Source organism: Mycobacterium nebraskense (assembly GCF_002102255.1).
GTDB classification, from domain to species: Bacteria; Actinomycetota; Actinomycetes; order Mycobacteriales; family Mycobacteriaceae; genus Mycobacterium; species Mycobacterium nebraskense.
This window is the reverse complement of sequence record NZ_LQPH01000120.1, coordinates 1-18,372: the sequence shown is the minus strand read 5'-3', so window position 1 is coordinate 18,372 and position 18,372 is coordinate 1. Positions and strand designations below refer to the sequence as shown.

Genomic DNA, 18,372 nt, shown 5'->3' with positions numbered 1-18,372 from the left:
CCCTTGTCGTTTGCCCGGCCGTGAATCGGGCATTCCGAGAACATGTGCGCCACTAGCCGTGTCGGGTTGCACGGCACCGAAACCGCAGGCATGCTTACTTATTCGAGCTACCAGTGTGGTTATTCGGATGGAGGCGTCGCGCGGAGGTCGAAATGGAAACTGGGTCTGACCGCCCGATAGGGGTTTCCCCTTTCCATGCTCGTGGTGCCCTGAAAGGGTTCGTGATCTCCGGGCGTTGGCCTGATTCGACCAAAGAGTGGGCCCAATTGCTCATGGTCGCGGTCAGGGTCGCGTCGTTGCCCGGATTGCTGTCCACCACAACGGTGTTTGGCGCCCGCGAGGAGTTGCCCGAGGAACCCGAGCCGGGCACCGTCGGCCTGGTGCTCGCCGAGGGCACGGTCTTCGGTGAATCGGCAATCCAGCCAGGCTATTTCGCCGATCATCAACCCCCCGCGCTGCTGATGCTGCATCCGCCCTCGGAGACCACGCCTTCGTTGCCGGAATGCAACGGGGCGGCGTCGGGATGCGTCCTGCTGCCCGGATTGCCATACCTGGGACTCGAGCATCGGGCCGCCTGGGTGGAAGCGGAAGCCGACGGCACGATCACCTCCATGGTGAGCCGCGTCGGCGTCGACCCCATCAGCCATCCTGATACCGCAATTCTGGCGATGCTGCTTGCGGCATAAGCAATTACAGCATCGCTCGAATCGAAAAGTACGGCTCCCCGAACTCGACCGCCCTTCTGGTGCACCTACGGATGCAGCCATTAGCCTCAAGGCCGTCAGCGAAGGGGAGTAGCCGGCGAACCGGTCCCAGCGGACCGGTGGGCGAGACCTTCGACCCGCGGTTCGATAACCGGACGGTGGTCGACCACGTGTCGAAAGGGTCAGCCTCGGGATGGTGTTTCTTGCCGAGGACGGCGACAGGTCCCGATTGAGGTCCGCCCGGCACTACCGATGGCGGATGGTGCCGACCGGGGTGACACTCACCGTGACCCTCGGCCAGTTCCCGGGCGCCACGCTGTCGGCGGGCCCGATGGTCTTCGCCTCGGCGCTCGCCCTCCCGGCATTGACGCTGTGGGACTGGCGGGAGGACGGGGCCGCCTGGACGACTGACGAACCCCATTTCGCATTTTGGACAGGTCCGGGCGTGGCGTTTTCCGGGCGCAGCGCGGATCCGACAGCAAATAAGGCGTTAAGCAAGCATAAATTGCTGCCCGGTTGCGGTGCGACCGCCCAGCACGTTCCCATCCTATACTTTGCCGAGTCCGGCGCCGTCGGCCCGCCACCTTGGCCCCGATGCCGAATTCTGCGGATAACCTGTGAGTTTCGCCGATTTAGTGGACACCTCAGCGAATCAGTTAGACGCTCGTCAAGTGCGGCATCGGCAAGCCCCAGCTACGCCTGGTCCGAATCCGTGGGGGTTTGCACCTAGTTAGGGACACAAACCCTCGCTACCATGATCAGCAAATACACCTAGGTAATAGTTCACTTCTACAGCCCAGTGGAGGTCATATCCAATGAGCACGACGTTCGCTGCTCGCCTGAACCGCCTGTTCGACACGGTGTGTCCCCCGGGACGCGGGCCGCACACCTCCGCGGAAGTGATCGCGGCGCTCAAGGCGGAGGGCATCACGATGTCGGCTCCCTACCTGTCGCAGTTGCGTTCGGGGAACCGCACGAACCCTTCGGTGGCGACCATGGCCGCATTGGCCAACTTCTTCCGCATCAAGCCGGCCTACTTCACCGACGACGAGTACTACGAGAAGCTCGACAAGGAGCTGTCGATCCTCGCCACGATGCGCGACGACAGTGTGCGCCGCCTTGCGCTGCGCGCCTCCGAGTTGTCCCCCGAGGCCCAGCACGAGGTCATGCAGCGGGTCAACGAGCTGCGCCGCGCGGAGCACCTGGACGCGTAGGGGACACCGGAACCCACAACGGCCGCTCGGCCCCGACCTGGAGGGCTCCCGTCCGCCCTTTCCGATTAGGGTTGGCTCACGGATCGCGCACGCACGAAAGCGATAGTCCACGAGAGACCGGGGAGGCGGCCGGGAATGGGCCTGTTCCGCAAGCGAAAGAGTCGCGCGACGCGTCGCGCCGAAGCCCGTGCGATCAAGGCCCGCGCGAAGCTGGAGGCCAAGCTCGCCGCCAAAAACGAGAATCGCCGTTACCAGGCCGCCCGCCGGGTGGAGGCCAAAGCCCTCAGGGCGCAGATCAAAGCCCAACGGGACAGCGACCGGAACGCGTTGAAAGTCGCCGAGGCCGAACTCAAAGCGGCGCGGGAGGGCAAGATCTTCTCGCCGACGAGAATTCGCCGGGCGCTGACGGTGTCCCGACTGCTCGCGCCAATCCTCACGCCGCTCATCTACCGGGCCGCCGTCTCGGCGCGCGCGCTGATCGATCAGCGTCGCGCCGACCAGCTCGGGATCCCGTTGGCCCAGATCGGACAGTTTTCCGGCCACGGCGCGCAGCTGTCCGCCCGGATCGCCGGGGCGGAGAAGTCCCTGCGGATTGTGCGGGACAAGAAGCCCAAGGATGCCGAGACCAAGCAGTTCGTGTCGGCCATCACCGAGCGGCTCACCGATCTGTCGGCGGCTGTCACCGCCGCCGAGAACATGCCGGCCGCCCGACGCCGGGCGGCCCACGCCGCGATCTCGTCGCAGCTCGACGGCATCGAGGCGGACCTGATGGCCCGGCTCGGGTTGAGCTGACCAACGAATGCGGCGGCCCGGCTTGTCGATCCGCACGCGGCGGATGTCCCGCTTCCCGATCGCGGTGGCCGCTGCCGGCGCCCTCTATCTCGGCTCGGCGGCATACCTCCCGGCGGCGTGGGCGCACGTCCACGCCAGCAGCGACACGGCGGTGCGCGGCGCGATGGCAATCGTCACCTTTCAGGTCCCCAACGAATCGAACACGGGCGCGCTAACCACCGCGCTGAGTGTCGGCCTGCCCGACGTGGCCTCGGCGCGCACCGAAAGCATGCCGGGATGGACGGCCAGGCTCGACCGTGACGCGGCATCGGGCGGCGTGCACTCGGTGACGTGGACGGCCGCGCCGGGCGCCGGCATCGGGGTGGATCAATTCGCGCTGTTCCGGATATCGGTGAAGCTGCCCGACGCCGAGACCGCCAGCTTCCCGGCGACGCAGACCTATTCCGACGGCACGGTCGTGAAGTGGGACCAGCCGCCGCAGCCCGGCGGCGGTGAGCCGGAATACCCGGTGCCCACGCTGACACTTGCCGCGGGACCGTTGGCGTCCCATGGCCACCATCCGCCGTCCGCCGCACCGGCCGACCAGGCGACGGCGCCGGCGCAGCCGAAATCTTCGGACAACACCGCCCGGGTGTTGGGCGGCGCGGCGCTGGTCGTGGCCGCGCTGGGAATCGGCCTCGCGCTGATCCGCCGACGGGCATGAGGCGGTTGGCGATTGCCGCATGCGTCGGTGTCCTGTTGGTGATCGCAACAATGACCGCGCAAGTGGCGTCGGCGCACGCCGCGCGGGTAGCCACCGATCCGGCGGACAACGCGGTTCTGGCGACCGGTCCCGCACGGGTGAGCGCCACCTTCAACGAACAGCTGCAGACCACGTTCGCCGCCATGACCGTCGTCGGGCCCGACGGCAACGTGTGGTCCACTAGGGATCCGACGGTGCGGGGCGCGGTCGTCGGCATCGACCTGCGACCGCTGGGACCGGCCGGGACCTACACCGTGAACTACCGGGTGACGTCCGCGGATGGTCACGTGGTCTCCGGATCCTGGTCATTTCGGCTGACCGTGCCGGGCACCGGTACCCCGGGCCCACCGGCCGCCGGGGCCCCCGCCGGCGGGGACGTCCCGGTCTGGCCGTTCGTCGTGGTGGCGGCGGTGCTCGTTGCCGGGGGCGCCCTGTGGGCGGCGCGGCGCAGACCGTGACCGGCGGCCGAGGCGCCCGCACTCGTGCTGGCATGATGGGTTCGAAGAACCCGCGTGGGCTAGATAACTACTGAAATATTGCTCAAGGAGCGGCCGCATGGCAGACCCGCAGGATCAACCCAACAGCGAACCCGACGGCGCGCCGACCCCGCCGCCAGAAAAGAAGCCTCCGGCCAAGGCGGTCAAGAAGACCGCGAAAGCGCCCGCCAAGAAAGCACCGGCTAAAAAGGCACCCGCCAAAAAGGCACCCGCCAAGAAAGCACCGGCGAAGAAGGCGCCCGCCAAAGCCGCCCCGCCGCCGGCAAAGGCCGTCGAGCCACCCCTTGAGGTGCAGCAGCGAATCGAAAGCAACGGTGACCTCGCTGCCGCCGCCAAAGACGCGGCCGCACAAGCGAAATCCACGGTGGACGCCGCCAATAATCCGGTTTCTCCCGACGTTCCGGCGGCGGCCTCGAGCCAGTCCCCGCTGCCGTTGATCGTCGCCCTGGTCGTCAGTCTCCTGGCGATCCTGCTGATCCGGCAGCTGCGGCGCCGCTGACCGCGGCCGCTACGGTGTCAGACGTGACCGTGTCATTCCAGCCAACCGCCGACCTGGTCGACGACATCGGACCCGATGTACGCAGTTGCGACGTCCAATTCCGCCAGTTCGGCGGCCGTCCCCAATTCGCCGGGCCCATCAGCACGGTGCGCTGCTTTGAAGACAACGCGCTGCTGAAATCGGTGCTCTCCCAGCCAGGTGCGGGCGGGGTACTGGTCATCGACGGCGGCGGCTCCCTGCACTCGGCACTGGTCGGAGACGTCATCGCGGAGCTGGCCCACTCGAACGGCTGGGCCGGGCTCGTCGTCAACGGGGCGGTGCGCGACGCCGCCGCACTGCGCGGTCTCGACCTCGGCATCAAGGCGCTGGGCACCAACCCTCGCAAGAGCACCAAGACCGGCGCCGGCGAGCGCGACATCGAGGTCACGCTCGGCGGGGTAACGTTCGTACCGGGCGAAATCGCCTACAGCGACGACGACGGCATCGTCGTCGTCAAGCCTTAAACAGCAACCGGCGCACGCTTTTTCGCGAATCGCAGGCCCTCGTCGGCTACCTTGCCGCGCCGGATCGTGCGCATGTCGAATAAGTAATTCTGCTTGAGCCGCCACGGCGCGCGAGACCCAGACTTGGGCAGCATGTCCATCGCCCGCTGGAAATAGCCGGGACTGAAGTCCATGAACGGCAGCTCGTCGACGTCATCGCCGGGATGCTGCGGCTCCACGAAGTCAAAACCGTTGTCGTCCATGTAGTTCAGCAACCGGCAGACGAACTCGGAGACCAGGTCGGCCTTCAGGGTCCACGACGCATTGGTATAGCCGAAGGTGATCGCGAAATTCGGGACCCCGGAGAACATCAGGCCCTTATAGGTCATCAACGACGTCAACTCGATTGGCTCGCCGTTCCGGGTGGGTCGCACCCCACCCAGCAACTGCATGTTCAATCCCGTTGCGGTGATGATGATGTCGGCCTGCAGCTCCTCACCCGAGGTGAGCTTGATTCCCGTCTTGGTGAACCGGTCGATGGTGTCGGTGACGACGTCCGCCTTGCCGTGCCGGATGGTGCGGAAGAAATCGCCGTCGGGCGCCAGGCACAGCCGCTGGTCCCACACGTTGTACCGGGGCCCGAAGTGCTTCTCGACGTCGTACCCCTGCGGCAGGCGTCGCTTGGCCATCGTCATCAACGTCTTGCGCATGTAGGCCGGCCGCTTCCGCGACAGCTGATACTGGAAGGTGCTGAACGCGATGGCTTTCCAACGATTCGCGATGTGCGCCAAGCGGTCCGGCAGCAGCCGGTTGGCGCGTTCGGCGAACGGGTCGACCCCGGGCAGCGAGCCGATGTAGGTCGGCGAGCGCTGCAGCATCGTGACGTGGCCGGAGCCCGAGTTCACCAGGGCCGGGATCAGGGTGATCGCGGTGGCGCCGGAACCGATGACGATGATCTTCTTGCCCTGGTAGTCAAGGTCCTCCGGCCAGTGCTGCGGATGGACGATCTGACCGCCGAAGTCGTCGGCGCCGGGGAAGGTGGGCGAATATCCCTCGTCGTAGTTGTAGTAGCCGGTGCACGCGAACAGGAAGGAGCAGGTGAGCTCCCGCTGCTGGCCGTCAGACTCGACGGTCAGGGTCCAGCGATTGTCGGCATCGGACCAATCGGCGGCCAGGACGCGCTGGCGGTAGCGGATGTGCCGGTCGATCTTGTTCTCGACCGCGGCCTCGTTGATGTAGGCCTTGATGTCGGCGCCGTCGGCGATCGACTTGGCCGAGCGCCAGGGCTTGAACCGGAACCCGAGGGTGAACATGTCCGAGTCCGACCGGATGCCCGGGTATTTGAACAGGTCCCAGGTGCCGCCCAGGTCGGCGCGGCGTTCCAGGATCGCGTAGCTCTTGGACGGGCACCGTTCCTGCAGGTGCCACGCCGCGCTGATACCCGAGATGCCGGCGCCCACGATGATCACGTCAAGGTGCTCAGTCATCGGGCCACGGTATCAACGCGGCGTTGAGCTAGTCAACATAGTGTCGAATCTTTCAACACCATGTAGAGTAATCGGCGTGACAACCGCCAGTTCCACCCGTCGGCGTTCGACGCGTCCTTCGGGCGACGAGCGTGAGCTGGCCATCCTGTCCACCGCCGAGCGGTTGCTACGGGAACGTCCACTCGCCGACATCTCGGTCGACGACCTGGCCAAGGGGGCCGGCCTGTCCAGGCCGACGTTCTACTTCTATTTCCCCTCCAAAGACGCGGTGCTGCTCACTCTCTTCGAGCGCGTCATCGTCGAGGCCGACTCCGCGCTGGAGGCGATAATCGCCAATCCGCCTGCCGACCCGAAAACCCTGTGGCGCATCGGCATCAACGTGTTCGTCGAGACATTCGGGGCGCATCGCGCGGTGTCTCTGGCCGCCGACGCCGCGCGCACCAATAAGGACCTGCGCGACCTGTGGTCGCGGTTCATGCAGAAGTGGGTGGAGCACATCACCGCGGTGATCGAGACCGAACGCGCCCGCGGTGCGGCGCCGGTGACGCTGCCGGCTCACGACCTGTCCGCGGCACTGAACCTGCTCAACGAAAAGGTGATGCTCACCTCTTTCGCCGACGAGCGACCGTCGGTGCCCAACGGGCAACTGCTCGACACGCTCACCCACATCTGGGTGACCAGCATCTACGGCCAGTCCAGCTAGTCGTCACCGATCCGTGCGAACATATGTTCGTGCGGTGCGATGCGTCCATCCTGCACGCGGACCTGGATTCGTTCTACGCGTCCGTCGAACAGCGCGACGACCCGACGCTGCGCGGCCGCCCGGTGATCGTCGGGCGTGGGGTCGTGCTCGCGGCCAGCTACGAGGCCAAGGCCTACGGCGTGCGGACCGCGATGGGCGGCGCGCAGGCGCGACGGCTGTGCCCGCATGCCGTGGTGGTGCCGCCCCGGATGAGCGCCTACAGCCGTGCCAGTGACGCAGTGTTCGAGGTCTTTCGCGACTGCACCCCGATCGTGGAGCCGCTCTCGGTGGACGAGGCGTTTCTCGATGTCGGCGGGCTGCGCCGGGTCTCCGGGACGCCGGTTCAGATCGCCGGCCGGTTGCGCGGCGACGTGCGTGACCGGGTCGGCCTGCCCATCACCGTCGGCATCGCCCGGACGAAGTTCCTCGCCAAGGTCGCCAGCCAGGAGGCCAAGCCGGACGGGCTACTGCTGGTGCCGCCCGACCGGGAGCTGGCCTTCCTCCACCCGTTGCCGGTGCGGCGGCTGTGGGGAGTGGGCGCCAAAACCGCCGACAAACTCCACGCCCACGGACTCGTGACCGTCGCCGACGTCGCCGAGCTGAGCGAGTCGACACTGTCCTCGCTGCTGGGCGGCGCCATGGGCCGCCAGCTGTTCGCGCTGTCCCGCAACATCGACCGCCGCCGGGTGACCACCGGTGTGCGCCGCCGGTCCGTGGGAGCGCAACGGGCGCTCGGCCGCGCCGGCAACACCATGTCCCCCGCCGAGATCGACGCGGTGGTGGTCAACCTGGTCGACCGGATCACCGGCCGCATGCGCGCCGCCGGGCGCACCGGCCGCACGGTGGTGCTGCGCCTGCGGTTCGACGACTTCGGGCGCGCGACGCGGTCGCGGACGCTGCCCTGCGCGACGTCCTCGACGCAACCGATCCTGACCGCCGCGCGGCAGCTGGTCGCGTCGGCCGCACCCGTGATCGCGCAGCGCGGGCTGACGCTGGTCGGCTTCGCGGTGTCGGGAATCGACCGCAGCGGCGCACAGCAGCTGACGCTGCCCTTCGGCGATGACGAGAACCGGCTCGCGATCGACGCGGCGATCGACCGGGTGCGTGATCGTTACGGCAAATCCGCGCTCACGCCCGCGGTGCTCGTCGGCCGGGACGCGGGCTTCGAGATGCCGCATCTACCCGACTAGTTCGCGCGGCGAACATTTCTTCACTTATGCGGGAACGACATATGTTCCATGGCCTTCGACTACCAGGTTGTCGCTGAACCTCAGAACCTCGTTGACCAAAGCATCGTTTTGGTTGCGGTATGTGATGACGATGGTGTCGATCCCTTGGTAAACGCCTTCGACGACGAACTGCAAGTCGGGAAAGCTCTGCAACGCCCGGGTCCAGTAGTCACGCAATGCCGGCTTGCCAAGAATCACGCCCATCGTTTCCGGCAGCAGCCTGGCGGCTACCGGCGAGGTGAAAACCACGTCGTCGTGGAAGTGCCGAAGTACAGCTTCCGCGTCGTGCGAGTTCCAGGCCTGTACCCACTGCTGACTGAAGGCGATCGCATCGAGGTCCATTGCGCGCACTGTAGTAAGGGCGAGGTTGGTAGCCCAATGCTTTTCGATGCGAACGGTTCGGGCTGCATCTCGCCTTGTGCGTCTCAGTTCGAGCCCGTCCACTCCAGCAGCTTGTCGGCCGACCAGGTGTTGACGATCCGGTCGACGGGCAGGCCCACGTCCACGGCGCGCTGCGCGCCGTAGCCGAGGAAGTCCAGCTGGCCGGGCGCATGCGCGTCGGTGTTGATGCTGAAGACGCAACCGATTTCCAGCGCCAGCTTGAGCAGCCCGGTCGGCGGGTCTCGGCGTTCCGGCCGCGAGTTGATCTCCACCGCGGTGCCGTGATCGTGGCAGGCGGTGAAGACCGCTTCGGCGTCGAACTTGGATTGGGGCCGGATGCCCCGGTTGCCGGAGACCAGCCGCCCGGTGCAGTGGCCCAGCACGTCGGCGTGCGGATTGCCGACGGCGCGCACCATGCGCCGCGTCATCGCCGCCGCATCCATCGACAGCTTCGAATGCACGCTGGCCACGACGACGTCGAGCCGCTCGAGCAGCTCGGGCTCCTGGTCGAGGCTGCCGTCCTCGAGGATGTCGACCTCGATCCCGGTGAGAATGCGCATCGGCGCGAACTGGTCACGCAGCTTGTCGATGACGTCGAGCTGGGCGCGCAACCGCTCAGCCGACAGCCCGTTGGCGATCGTCAGCCGCGGCGAGTGGTCGGTCAGCGCGCAGTACTCGTGCCCCAGCGCGGACGCGGTTGCCATCATCTCGTCGATCGGCGCCGACCCGTCCGACCAGTTCGAATGCAGGTGCAAATCCCCGCGCAACGCCGCACGGATGTCGCCACCACCGAGATCCTCTGCGGCGGAACGCAATTCAACTAAGAGGTCGGGTTCGCGACCGGACCAGGCCTGGTCGATGACCTTCGCGGTCTTGGGCCCGATGCCGGGCAGTGACTGCCAGCTGTTGGCCTGGCCGTGCCGCTCCCGCGCCGCGTCGTCGAGCCCCTCGACGATGTCGGCGGCGTTGCGGTACGCCATCACGCGCCTGGGATCCTGGCGGCTCCGGTCCTTGTAGTAAGCGATCTGCCGCAAGGCGGTTACCGGGTCCATGTCTCCAGTGTGCCCACGCGGTGACTGCAAGCGCGGCGGAGCCGGGCGCCGCAGGTCACCGCCAAACCTCCGCGATCACATCAGTTGGCCGACGACGAAACCGGCGAGCAGCACGCTGAAGCCCCCGATCTCGCCGGCGATGAGCAACGCCATCATCACCGCTGTGCCGCGGACGGGATTCTCGAACTGGTTGACGGTGTCGCGCCGCGCCCCGTGTTCGATGTAGCTGAGGATGGCGCCGACGAAGAAGAAGACGACCACGCCGGCCGCGGTCAAATTGACCCACGTCGGCCACGCGCTGAGCTCAACAAAGACAGCCAGCAGCAGCGTCGCAAACGAGTAGAGCAACGCCGCCCGGTGCGCGATGTCGACGTAGGGATGAGCGCGGTGGTCGTCGGCGGCCATGATCTGCCGGTACTTCCAGACCCCGAGGACCAGCGCGAGCAAGAAGATCAGCCCCGCCGCCAGCAGGGTGACCTTGGTGTCGAGTCCGAGGGAGTAGCTCATCGCGGGATTGAGTTTAGTTGCGCTTCATAAAGATCAACTAACGTCGGTTGCATGCGATTCGCCTTCAAGACTTCTCCCCAAAACACCACCTGGGCGGACATGCTGGCCGTCTGGCAGACGGCGGACGGTATCGACGTGTACGAGTCCGGGTGGACCTTCGACCACTTCTACCCGATCTTTTCCGACAGCAGCGGGCCCTGTCTGGAAGGTTGGACGACGCTGACCGCGTTGGCGCAGGCGACCAAGCGGCTGCGGCTGGGCACCCTGGTCACCGGCATCCACTACCGCCACCCCGCCCTGCTGGCCAACATGGCCGCCGCGCTCGACATCATCTCGAACGGACGACTCGACCTGGGGATCGGCGCCGGGTGGAACGAGGAGGAATCGGGCGCCTATGGCATCGAGCTGGGCAGCATCCGGGAACGCTTCGATCGGTTCGAGGAGGCCTGCGAGGTGCTCACCAGCCTGCTCAGCCAGGAGACCACCGACTTCGACGGCAAGTACTACCAGCTCAAAGGCGCCCGCAACGAGCCCAAGGGCGTGCAGCGCCCCCATCCACCGATCTGCATCGGTGGCAGCGGGGAGAAACGAACGCTGCCGATCACCGCGCGCTACGCGCAGCACTGGAACTTCGCCGGGGGTCCGCCGGACCTGTTCGCGCGCAAGCGCGACGTGCTGGTCGCGGAGTGCGAGAAGATCGGCCGGGACCCGAAGGAGATCATCCTGTCGGCCCACCTGCGCCTGGACGAGGAGCGCAACTACCAGCAGGTCATCGAGGATGCGGCTGGCCTGGCGGCGGAAGGCCTCGACCTGGGCATCGTGTACATCAACCCGCCGCACGACCCCGCTGTCCTGGAACCAATGGCCGAGGCCATCCGTGATTCGGGGTTGCTGGGTCGATGAACCCGGGTCTCCCCCGTTTGTCGCGCTGAGCAAACCCGTCCGCCGCGCCCAACGGCGCGCGGGCTGGGTGGTTATGCCCCGAAGATCAGCAAATCGTCGGCGGTTACCAGGCGCTCGTGCCTAGCGGGAAACTCGCGGCTCTTTACCGGGTGACGAAACCAGGACCAGGCTATTCGCCCCATCCGTGATCGAGGTACTGGATTGATGTGCACAATGATCACTCCTGCGATCGTACCGTTCAGCCGGAGCCCCGATCTGATGCCCGTGTGACGGAGCCCACAACGGGCTATTAGACACCTGCCGTCTGGCAAACGCCTGCAGACTCGCCGACGGTTGGTGCTTCTGTTTCTGGTGTGGCTTGTGTGACTACTGAAGGGGAGCCGCCGTAGGCTTGACCGGCGCCGGCAGCGCGGTCGCACCCATCAGGTACCTGTCCGCGGCCGCGGCCGCGGCCCTGCCTTCAGCTATCGCCCAGACGATCAACGACTGGCCGCGACCCATGTCCCCGGCGACGAATACACCGGGGACCGACGTGTCGAAGTCGCCACCGCGAGCCACGTTGCCGCGGTCGGTGAGTTTGACTTCGAGGTCGGTGAGCAGGCCCTCCTTCTCCGGGCCGACGAATCCCATGGCCAGTAACACCAAATCGACCTCGAGCTCGAAGTCGGAGCCCTCGACCTTGACGAACTTGCCGTCCTGCATGGTGACCTCGTGCGCTTTGAGCGCCGTCACGCGGCCATGTTCGCCGATGAACCGCTCGGTGTTCACCGAGAACACCCGCTCGCCGCCCTCCTCGTGCGCCGACGACACCCGGTACATCAGCGGGTAGGTCGGCCACGGGGTCGATTCGGCGCGCGAGTCCGGTGGGCGCGGCATGATCTCGAATTGGTGCACGACGGTCGCGCCCTGGCGGTGCGCGGTGCCCAGGCAGTCCGCCCCGGTGTCACCGCCGCCGATGATGACGACCTTCTTGCCTTTGGCGGTGATCGGGGGCTCGCCGTCGGGGCCCAGGACGTCGTCGCCCTCCTGCACCCGGTTACCCCACGGCAGGTACTCCATCGCCTGGTGGATCCCGTCCAGGTCCCGGCCGGGGATGGGCAGGTCCCGCCCGGCGGTGGCGCCACCGGCCAGCACCACCGCATCGAAGTCGGCGCGCAACTGTTCAGCGGTGATGTCGACCCCCACGTTGACACTCGCGCGGAATTCGGTTCCCTCGGCCCGCATCTGGTCCAGGCGCCGGTCGAGGACACGCTTTTCCATCTTGAATTCCGGGATGCCGTAGCGCAGCAACCCACCGATGCGATCCGCCCGCTCGAAAACGGTGACCGTGTGGCCGGCCCGGGTCAGTTGCTGAGCCGCGGCCAAACCGGCCGGGCCCGACCCCACCACCGCGACCTTTTTTCCGGTCAGCTTGTCCGGGGGCAGCGGCACCACAAAGCCTTCCTCGAAGGCTCGGTCGATGATCTCCAGTTCGATCTGCTTGATCGTCACCGGATCCTGGTTGATGCCAAGCACACACGCCGGTTCGCACGGCGCCGGACACAGCCGGCCGGTGAAGTCCGGGAAGTTGTTGGTGGCGTGCAGCCGCTCGATCGCGTCGCGCCAACGGCCCGTGCGCACCAGGTCGTTCCATTCCGGGATCAGGTTGCCCAACGGACACCCGTTGTGGCAGAACGGGATACCGCAATCCATGCAACGGGTCGCCTGCTCGCGCAAGGTACCTTCGTCGAAGTCCTCATAGACCTCGTGCCAGTCCTTCAACCGCAGCGGGACAGGCCGGCGCTTCGGCAGTTCCCGGTGCGTGTACTTCAGGAAGCCGCTCGGATCAGCCATGCGCGGCCGCCATGATCGCCTTGTCCACATCGGTGCCATCGCGCTCGGCTTCGGCGATCGCTTGCAGCACCTTCTTGTAGTCGCGCGGCATCACCTTGACGAAGTGGCGTTGTTGCCCGCGCCAGTCGGCCAGAATCCGCTGACCGACCGCCGAATCGGTGGCGTCCACGTGCGCCTGGATGATGCCGTGCAGGAAGTCGGCGTCGTCGGAGTCCAGGGTCTCCACGTCGACCATCTCGATGTTGAGATTGTCCGGCAATTCCTCGTCCGGGTCGTACACGTAAGCCACACCACCTGACATTCCTGCGGCGAAGTTGCGGCCGGTCCGGCCCAGGATCACAACCCGACCACCCGTCATGTATTCGCATCCATGGTCACCCACGCCCTCGACCACGGCGTGGGCACCGGAGTTGCGGACCGCGAACCGTTCGCCGACCACTCCACGCAGGAACGCCTCCCCGCTGGTCGCGCCGAACAGGATCACGTTGCCGCCGATGATGTTGTCCTCGGCCACATAGTCCTGCGGGGCGTTGTCCGACGGCCGCACCACAATCCGGCCACCGGACAAGCCCTTGCCGACGTAGTCGTTGGCGTCCCCGTATACCCGCAATGTGATCCCCTTCGGTACGAAGGCGCCAAAGCTGTTGCCCGCGGACCCGTCGAAGGTGATATCGATCGTCCCATCCGGAAGCCCCTGGCCACCATAGGCTTTCGTCACCTCGTGGCCCAGCATGGTGCCGACCGTGCGGTTGACGTTGCTGATCGTGGTAGAGAAACGCACCGGCTTGCCGGAATCGAGCGCCTCGCGGCTCATCACGATCAACTGCTGGTCGAGCGCCTTGTCCAGGCCGTGGTCCTGCCGCGAGCTGCAGTACAGGTCCTGGTTCATGAACGCCGACTCGGGCTCGTGCAGCACCGGCGCCAGATCCAGCTTGTGCGCCTTCCAATGCGCGCGGGCCAGCGTCGTGTCCAGTGCCCCCACCTGGCCGACGGCCTCGTTGAGGGTACGGAAGCCCAACTGCGCCATGTACTCCCGGACCTCTTCGGCGATGAACATGAAGAAGTTCTCGATGAACTCGGGCTTACCGGCGAACCGCTCCCGGAGCAGCGGATTCTGGGTGGCCACGCCCACCGGGCAGGTGTCCAGGTGGCACACCCTCATCATGATGCAGCCGGCCACCACCAGCGGCGCGGTGGCGAAGCCGAATTCCTCGGCGCCGAGCAGCGCGGCGATCATCACATCGCGGCCCGTCTTGAGCTGGCCGTCCACCTGGACCACGATCCGGTCACGTAACCCGTTGAGCAGCAGGGTCTGTTGTGTCTCGGCCAGACCCAACTCCCACGGCGCGCCGGCGTGTTTCATCGACGTCAGCGGGGTCGCGCCGGTGCCACCGTCGTGGCCCGAGATCAACACCACATCGGCGTGGGCTTTTGAAACACCGGCCGCAACCGTGCCCACTCCGTTCTCGGAGACCAGCTTGACGTGCACGCGCGCGGCCGGGTTGGCGTTCTTCAGGTCGTGGATCAGCTGAGCGAGATCCTCGATGGAGTAGATGTCGTGGTGCGGCGGCGGCGAGATCAGGCCGACCCCGGGAGTGGAATGCCGGACCTCGGCAACCCACGGGTACACCTTGTGCCCCGGAAGCTGGCCGCCCTCACCGGGTTTGGCGCCCTGGGCCATCTTGATCTGGATGTCGGTGCAGTTCGTCAGGTAGTGCGACGTCACGCCGAAACGCGCGGACGCGACCTGCTTGATCGCGCTGCGGCGCCAGTCCCCATTGGGATCGCGGTCGAAACGCTTGACGTCCTCGCCGCCTTCACCGCTGTTGGAACGCCCGCCCAGACGGTTCATCGCGATGGCGAGCGTCTCGTGCGCTTCGGCCGAGATCGAGCCGTAGCTCATCGCCCCGGTGGAGAAGCGCTTGACGATCTCGCTGGCGGGCTCGACCTCTTCCAGCGGAACCGGAGGACGCACACCGCCGCGGAACTTGAGCAGGCCGCGCAGTGAGGCCATCCGCTCGCTCTGGTCGTCGACCAAGCGGGTGTAGTCCTTGAAGATCTTGTATTGGCCGGTGCGGGTCGAGTGCTGCAGCTTGAAGACGGTCTCCGGGTTGAACAGGTGGTACTCACCTTCCCGGCGCCACTGGTATTCGCCGCCCACCTCGAGCTCGCGGTGCGCGCGCTCGTCCCGGCGGTCCAGGTAGGCCAGCCGGTGGCGGGCGGTGACGTCGGCGGCGATGTCCTCCAGGGTGATCCCGCCGATCGGGCAGCTCAGCCCGGTGAAGTACTCGTCGAGCACGTCCTCGGAGATACCGACCGCCTGGAACAGCTGCGCGCCGGTGTAGGAGGCCAGCGTCGAGATGCCCATCTTGGACATCACTTTGAGCACGCCCTTGCCGGCGGCCTTCACATAGTTGTTCAGCGCCTTCTCGCGGTCGATCCCGTCGATCGCGCCGCGGTCGAGCATGTCCTCGATCGACTCGAACGCCAGGTAGGGGTTGATCGCCGCCGCCCCGCAACCGACCAGCATCGCCATGTGGTGCACCTCGCGGGCATCACCGCTCTCGACGACCAGACCCACGTGGGTGCGCGTCCGGTCGCGCACCAGGTGGTGGTGCACCCCGGCAACGGCGAGGAGTGACGGAATGGGGGCCATCTGCTCGTCGGACTCACGGTCGGACAGGATGATGACGCGCGCGCCGTCCTCGATCGCGGCCGACGCCTGTGCGCGTACGTCCTCGAGTGCCGCGGCCAACCCGGCGCCGCCCTCGGCGACCGGGTACAGGCAGCGAATCACCTTGGACCGCATGCCATGCGGGCGCCCGTTGACCTCGTCGTCGGGGTTGAGGTTGATCAGCTTGGCCAGCTCGCGGTTGCGCAGAATCGGTTGCTGCAACGCGATCTGGTGACAGGAGTTCTCGTTCGGCGTGAGCAGGTCGCGCTCGCCGCCGGTGGTGCCCTGCAGGCTGGTCACCACCTCTTCGCGGATGGCGTCCAGCGGCGGGTTCGTCACCTGAGCGAAGAGCTGCTGGAAGTAGTCGTAAAGCATCCGCGGCCGCTGCGAGAGCACCGCGACCGGGGTGTCGGTGCCCATCGAGCCGATCGGCTCGGCACCGGTGCGCACCATCGGCGACACCAGCAGGTTGAGCTCTTCATATGTGTAGCCGAATATCAACTGGCGCTTGACGAGTCGCTCATGGGGCATCCGCACGTAGTCGCCCTGCGGAAGATCGTCGAGGGGAACCAGGTTCCGGTCGAGCCATTCCTGGTACGGGTGCTCGGCCGCGAGCTCGGCCTTGATCTCCTCGTCGGCGACGATGCGTCCTAGTGTGGTGTCCACCAAGAACATCCGGCCCGGCTGCAGCCGCATCCGGCGCACCACCTTGGCCGGGTCCAGGTCCAGGACGCCGGCCTCGGAAGCCATCACCACCAAGCCGTCGTCGGTGACCCAGATCCGGGACGGGCGCAAGCCGTTTCGGTCAAGCACGGCGCCCACGATGGTGCCGTCGGTGAACGTGATCGACGCGGGGCCGTCCCACGGCTCCATCAACGAGGCGTGGTACCGGTAGAAGGCGCGCCGCGCCGGGTCCATCGACTCGTTGCGCTCCCAGGCCTCGGGAATCATCATCAGCACCGCGTGGGCCAGGGTGCGGCCCCCCAGGTGCAACAGCTCGAGCGCCTCGTCGAAACGCGCGGTGTCCGAGGCACCCGGGGTACAGATCGGGAACAACTTCTCGACGTCGCCTTCGGCGCCGAAGACCTCGGTCTTGATCAACGCCTCGCGGGCCCGCATCCAGTTCTCGTTGCCGGTGACGGTGTTGATCTCGCCGTTGTGGGCCACCCGACGGAACGGATGGGCCAGCGGCCACGACGGGAAGGTGTTGGTGGAGAACCGCGAATGCACGATGCCCAGTGCACTGGTCATCCGATCGTCTTGCAGGTCAAGGTAAAACGCCTTGAGCTGCGGCGTGGTCAGCATGCCCTTGTAGACCATTGTCTGACCGGAAAGGCTTGGGAAATAGACGGTTTCGCGGCCAGGGCCGTCCTGCCCCGGGCCCTTGGTGCCGAGTTCGTGCTCGGCACGCTTACGGACCAGATAGCAGCGGCGCTCCAGCGTCATGTCCGATGCGCCGGCCAGGAATACCTGCCGGAACGTGGGCATCGCGTCGCGGGAAAGCGCTCCCAGTGAGGAATCGTCGATGGGCACGTTGCGCCAGCCCAGCACCGTCAGGCCCTCGGCTTCCGCGATTTTCTCGACCGCGTCGCAAGCGGCCGCGGCGTCCTTAGACGACTGCGGCAAGAAGGCGATACCGGTGGCGTAACTGCCCGCGGGGGGCAGCTCAAAGTCGACGACGGCACGCAGGAAGTCATCCGGGACCTGAATCAGGATGCCGGCGCCGTCACCACTGCGCGGCTCGGCGCCCTGCGCACCGCGGTGTTCGAGGTTGAGCAGCGCGGTGATGGCCTTATCCACGATGTCGCGGCTACGCCGGCCGTGCATATCGACGACCATGGCTACCCCGCACGAGTCGTGCTCGAACGCGGGGTTGTATAACCCGACGCGCTTGGGCGTCATATGCACCTGACCCTTCACCTGAACGTTTGAGCTGCCGTTAACAGCTGCTCCGATGGAGTCGCACCCGGAGGTTGCGGGCTGAGGCCCCTCGGTCTTGTCTCGATAGGCTGTCCCCCAGGCGGAGATGATCCTGTTAGGGATGCGTCCGTGCAGCGCTGAACGGTGGCCTGGAGACCGGTCTCGACAAGTCGTAAAACGATATGACAATACCCGCCTGACATGCCAACTTCGTCAAGTCTAACCGCCAGCTGGCAGCACCGTAAATTTCGCGCCGGCCGACGGGCGGCAACCCGGCCGACGTGCTGTTTTAGGGCTGCAACGTTCGTCACAGCCGCGCCGCTCCTGGGGGTCCAGGGCGCCGGATCCGCGCTCAGGTAAGTTTGCTGACGCCGCCTGAGGGCGTGCCAACCCCCTTGGCATTAGCTCGCATGATCGTGCTCAGCGGGTGGCCGAAGCCGGTCCGGCCATACTGCAGTAAGCGCTGCTAAGTTTGCACGGTAGCGATGCGCGGCGCGGAGTAGATACTGGACCGGTACTGGTCCGCGTCCGGCGTCCGTGTTGGGCCGTGGCGCTTATCACTAGCCCTGGATGAACCACCTAAGCGCGGACCGATCGCCTGGCACCCGAGGAGCCCATGAACGAGCGCGACGAATTCCTGCGGGACCGTTTGCAGCCCCCGTCGAGCATGCCGGCGGCGCGCCCGCCCGGCCCCCCGCCCAGGAGCGTGCCGCC

16 protein-coding genes are annotated in these 18,372 nt (G+C 66.5%); 10 read left to right on the top strand and 6 right to left on the bottom strand.

Going from position 1 to position 18,372, the window contains the following annotated elements:
• Window positions 1-152 precede the first annotated feature (152 nt).
• The 7 genes from AWC17_RS14275 (at window position 153) to rraA (ending at window position 4,951) form a co-directional block, all read left to right on the top strand.
• Window positions 153-686: a hypothetical protein gene (locus AWC17_RS14275; RefSeq protein ID WP_046186040.1), complete on the top strand. Its 534-nt coding sequence runs from the start codon at window positions 153-155 to the stop codon at window positions 684-686.
• Between the two features lie 833 nt (window positions 687-1,519).
• Window positions 1,520-1,918 carry a helix-turn-helix domain-containing protein gene (locus tag AWC17_RS14270; protein ID WP_046186041.1) on the top strand — a complete coding sequence of 133 codons (399 nt, stop codon included), beginning with the start codon at window positions 1,520-1,522 and terminating at the stop codon, window positions 1,916-1,918.
• A 135-nt stretch (window positions 1,919-2,053) separates the two neighbouring features.
• Window positions 2,054-2,710 (top strand): DUF6474 family protein, encoded by a 657-nt coding sequence (locus tag AWC17_RS14265; protein WP_047324119.1) that lies wholly within the window; start codon window positions 2,054-2,056, stop codon window positions 2,708-2,710.
• A 43-nt stretch (window positions 2,711-2,753) separates the two neighbouring features.
• Window positions 2,754-3,413 carry a YcnI family copper-binding membrane protein gene (locus AWC17_RS14260; protein WP_141224630.1) on the top strand — a complete coding sequence of 220 codons (660 nt, stop codon included), beginning with the start codon at window positions 2,754-2,756 and terminating at the stop codon, window positions 3,411-3,413.
• Window positions 3,410-3,910, top strand: coding sequence for a copper resistance CopC family protein (locus AWC17_RS14255; protein ID WP_047324120.1), 501 nt, complete (start codon window positions 3,410-3,412; stop codon window positions 3,908-3,910). The genes AWC17_RS14260 and AWC17_RS14255 overlap by 4 nt, the downstream gene beginning before the upstream one ends.
• Before the next feature lie 97 nt (window positions 3,911-4,007).
• Window positions 4,008-4,448: an Rv3852 family protein gene (locus tag AWC17_RS33845; protein ID WP_046186770.1), complete on the top strand. Its 441-nt coding sequence runs from the start codon at window positions 4,008-4,010 to the stop codon at window positions 4,446-4,448.
• Window positions 4,449-4,471: 23 nt separating this feature from the next.
• On the top strand, window positions 4,472-4,951 hold the full coding sequence (gene rraA / locus AWC17_RS14245; RefSeq protein ID WP_046186769.1) for a ribonuclease E activity regulator RraA: 480 nt from the start codon (window positions 4,472-4,474) through the stop codon (window positions 4,949-4,951).
• Here the strand turns inward: rraA and AWC17_RS14240 are convergent.
• Window positions 4,948-6,417, bottom strand: coding sequence for a flavin-containing monooxygenase (locus tag AWC17_RS14240; protein WP_046186768.1), 1,470 nt, complete (start codon window positions 6,415-6,417; stop codon window positions 4,948-4,950). The two genes, rraA and AWC17_RS14240, sit on opposite strands and share 4 nt — an antisense overlap.
• Window positions 6,418-6,493: 76 nt before the next feature.
• On the opposite strand from AWC17_RS14240, the gene AWC17_RS14235 reads away from it, so the two are divergent.
• Both AWC17_RS14235 and dinB read left to right on the top strand, forming a co-directional pair.
• Complete coding sequence (locus AWC17_RS14235; RefSeq protein WP_046186767.1) at window positions 6,494-7,120, top strand: TetR/AcrR family transcriptional regulator; 627 nt, start codon at window positions 6,494-6,496, stop codon at window positions 7,118-7,120.
• Window positions 7,121-7,143: 23 nt separating this feature from the next.
• Complete coding sequence (gene dinB, locus AWC17_RS14230; RefSeq protein ID WP_047324076.1) at window positions 7,144-8,349, top strand: DNA polymerase IV; 1,206 nt, start codon at window positions 7,144-7,146, stop codon at window positions 8,347-8,349.
• Between the two features lie 24 nt (window positions 8,350-8,373).
• Here the strand turns inward: dinB and AWC17_RS14225 are convergent, their stop codons facing one another.
• From AWC17_RS14225 to AWC17_RS14215, 3 genes are all read right to left on the bottom strand, one after another.
• Complete coding sequence (locus AWC17_RS14225) at window positions 8,374-8,730, bottom strand: nuclear transport factor 2 family protein (RefSeq protein WP_046185239.1); 357 nt, start codon at window positions 8,728-8,730, stop codon at window positions 8,374-8,376.
• A gap of 83 nt (window positions 8,731-8,813) precedes the next feature.
• Window positions 8,814-9,821: a PHP domain-containing protein gene (locus AWC17_RS14220; protein ID WP_046185238.1), complete on the bottom strand. Its 1,008-nt coding sequence runs from the start codon at window positions 9,819-9,821 to the stop codon at window positions 8,814-8,816.
• A 75-nt stretch (window positions 9,822-9,896) separates the two neighbouring features.
• Entirely contained in the window at window positions 9,897-10,328 is a 432-nt protein-coding gene (locus AWC17_RS14215) for a hypothetical protein (RefSeq protein WP_046185237.1), read from the bottom strand.
• Window positions 10,329-10,379: 51 nt separating this feature from the next.
• On the opposite strand from AWC17_RS14215, the gene AWC17_RS14210 reads away from it, so the two are divergent.
• Window positions 10,380-11,231 carry an LLM class F420-dependent oxidoreductase gene (locus tag AWC17_RS14210; protein ID WP_046185236.1) on the top strand — a complete coding sequence of 284 codons (852 nt, stop codon included), beginning with the start codon at window positions 10,380-10,382 and terminating at the stop codon, window positions 11,229-11,231.
• Window positions 11,232-11,597: 366 nt separating this feature from the next.
• Here the strand turns inward: AWC17_RS14210 and AWC17_RS14205 are convergent, their stop codons facing one another.
• Both AWC17_RS14205 and gltB read right to left on the bottom strand, forming a co-directional pair.
• A complete protein-coding gene (locus AWC17_RS14205; RefSeq protein WP_046185235.1) occupies window positions 11,598-13,064 on the bottom strand; it encodes a glutamate synthase subunit beta in 1,467 nt (488 codons plus the stop codon).
• A complete protein-coding gene (gltB, locus tag AWC17_RS14200; protein WP_046185241.1) occupies window positions 13,057-17,640 on the bottom strand; it encodes a glutamate synthase large subunit in 4,584 nt (1,527 codons plus the stop codon). Before gltB ends, AWC17_RS14205 begins: the two co-directional genes overlap by 8 nt.
• Between the last annotated feature and the right edge of the window lie 732 nt (window positions 17,641-18,372).

Coding starts and splice junctions, on each gene's coding strand:
- AWC17_RS14210 (WP_046185236.1), top strand. CDS start 10,380: ATGCGATTCGCCTTCAAGACTTCTCCCCAAAACACCACCTGGGCGGAC.
- AWC17_RS14205 (WP_046185235.1), bottom strand. CDS start 13,064: ATGGCTGATCCGAGCGGCTTCCTGAAGTACACGCACCGGGAACTGCCG.
- AWC17_RS14255 (WP_047324120.1), top strand. CDS start 3,410: ATGAGGCGGTTGGCGATTGCCGCATGCGTCGGTGTCCTGTTGGTGATC.
- AWC17_RS14270 (WP_046186041.1), top strand. CDS start 1,520: ATGAGCACGACGTTCGCTGCTCGCCTGAACCGCCTGTTCGACACGGTG.
- AWC17_RS14260 (WP_141224630.1), top strand. CDS start 2,754: ATGTCCCGCTTCCCGATCGCGGTGGCCGCTGCCGGCGCCCTCTATCTC.
- AWC17_RS14220 (WP_046185238.1), bottom strand. CDS start 9,821: ATGGACCCGGTAACCGCCTTGCGGCAGATCGCTTACTACAAGGACCGG.
- AWC17_RS33845 (WP_046186770.1), top strand. CDS start 4,008: ATGGCAGACCCGCAGGATCAACCCAACAGCGAACCCGACGGCGCGCCG.
- AWC17_RS14240 (WP_046186768.1), bottom strand. CDS start 6,417: ATGACTGAGCACCTTGACGTGATCATCGTGGGCGCCGGCATCTCGGGT.
- AWC17_RS14275 (WP_046186040.1), top strand. CDS start 153: ATGGAAACTGGGTCTGACCGCCCGATAGGGGTTTCCCCTTTCCATGCT.
- gltB (WP_046185241.1), bottom strand. CDS start 17,640: ATGACGCCCAAGCGCGTCGGGTTATACAACCCCGCGTTCGAGCACGAC.
- AWC17_RS14225 (WP_046185239.1), bottom strand. CDS start 8,730: ATGGACCTCGATGCGATCGCCTTCAGTCAGCAGTGGGTACAGGCCTGG.
- dinB (WP_047324076.1), top strand. CDS start 7,144: ATGTTCGTGCGGTGCGATGCGTCCATCCTGCACGCGGACCTGGATTCG.
- AWC17_RS14215 (WP_046185237.1), bottom strand. CDS start 10,328: ATGAGCTACTCCCTCGGACTCGACACCAAGGTCACCCTGCTGGCGGCG.
- AWC17_RS14265 (WP_047324119.1), top strand. CDS start 2,054: ATGGGCCTGTTCCGCAAGCGAAAGAGTCGCGCGACGCGTCGCGCCGAA.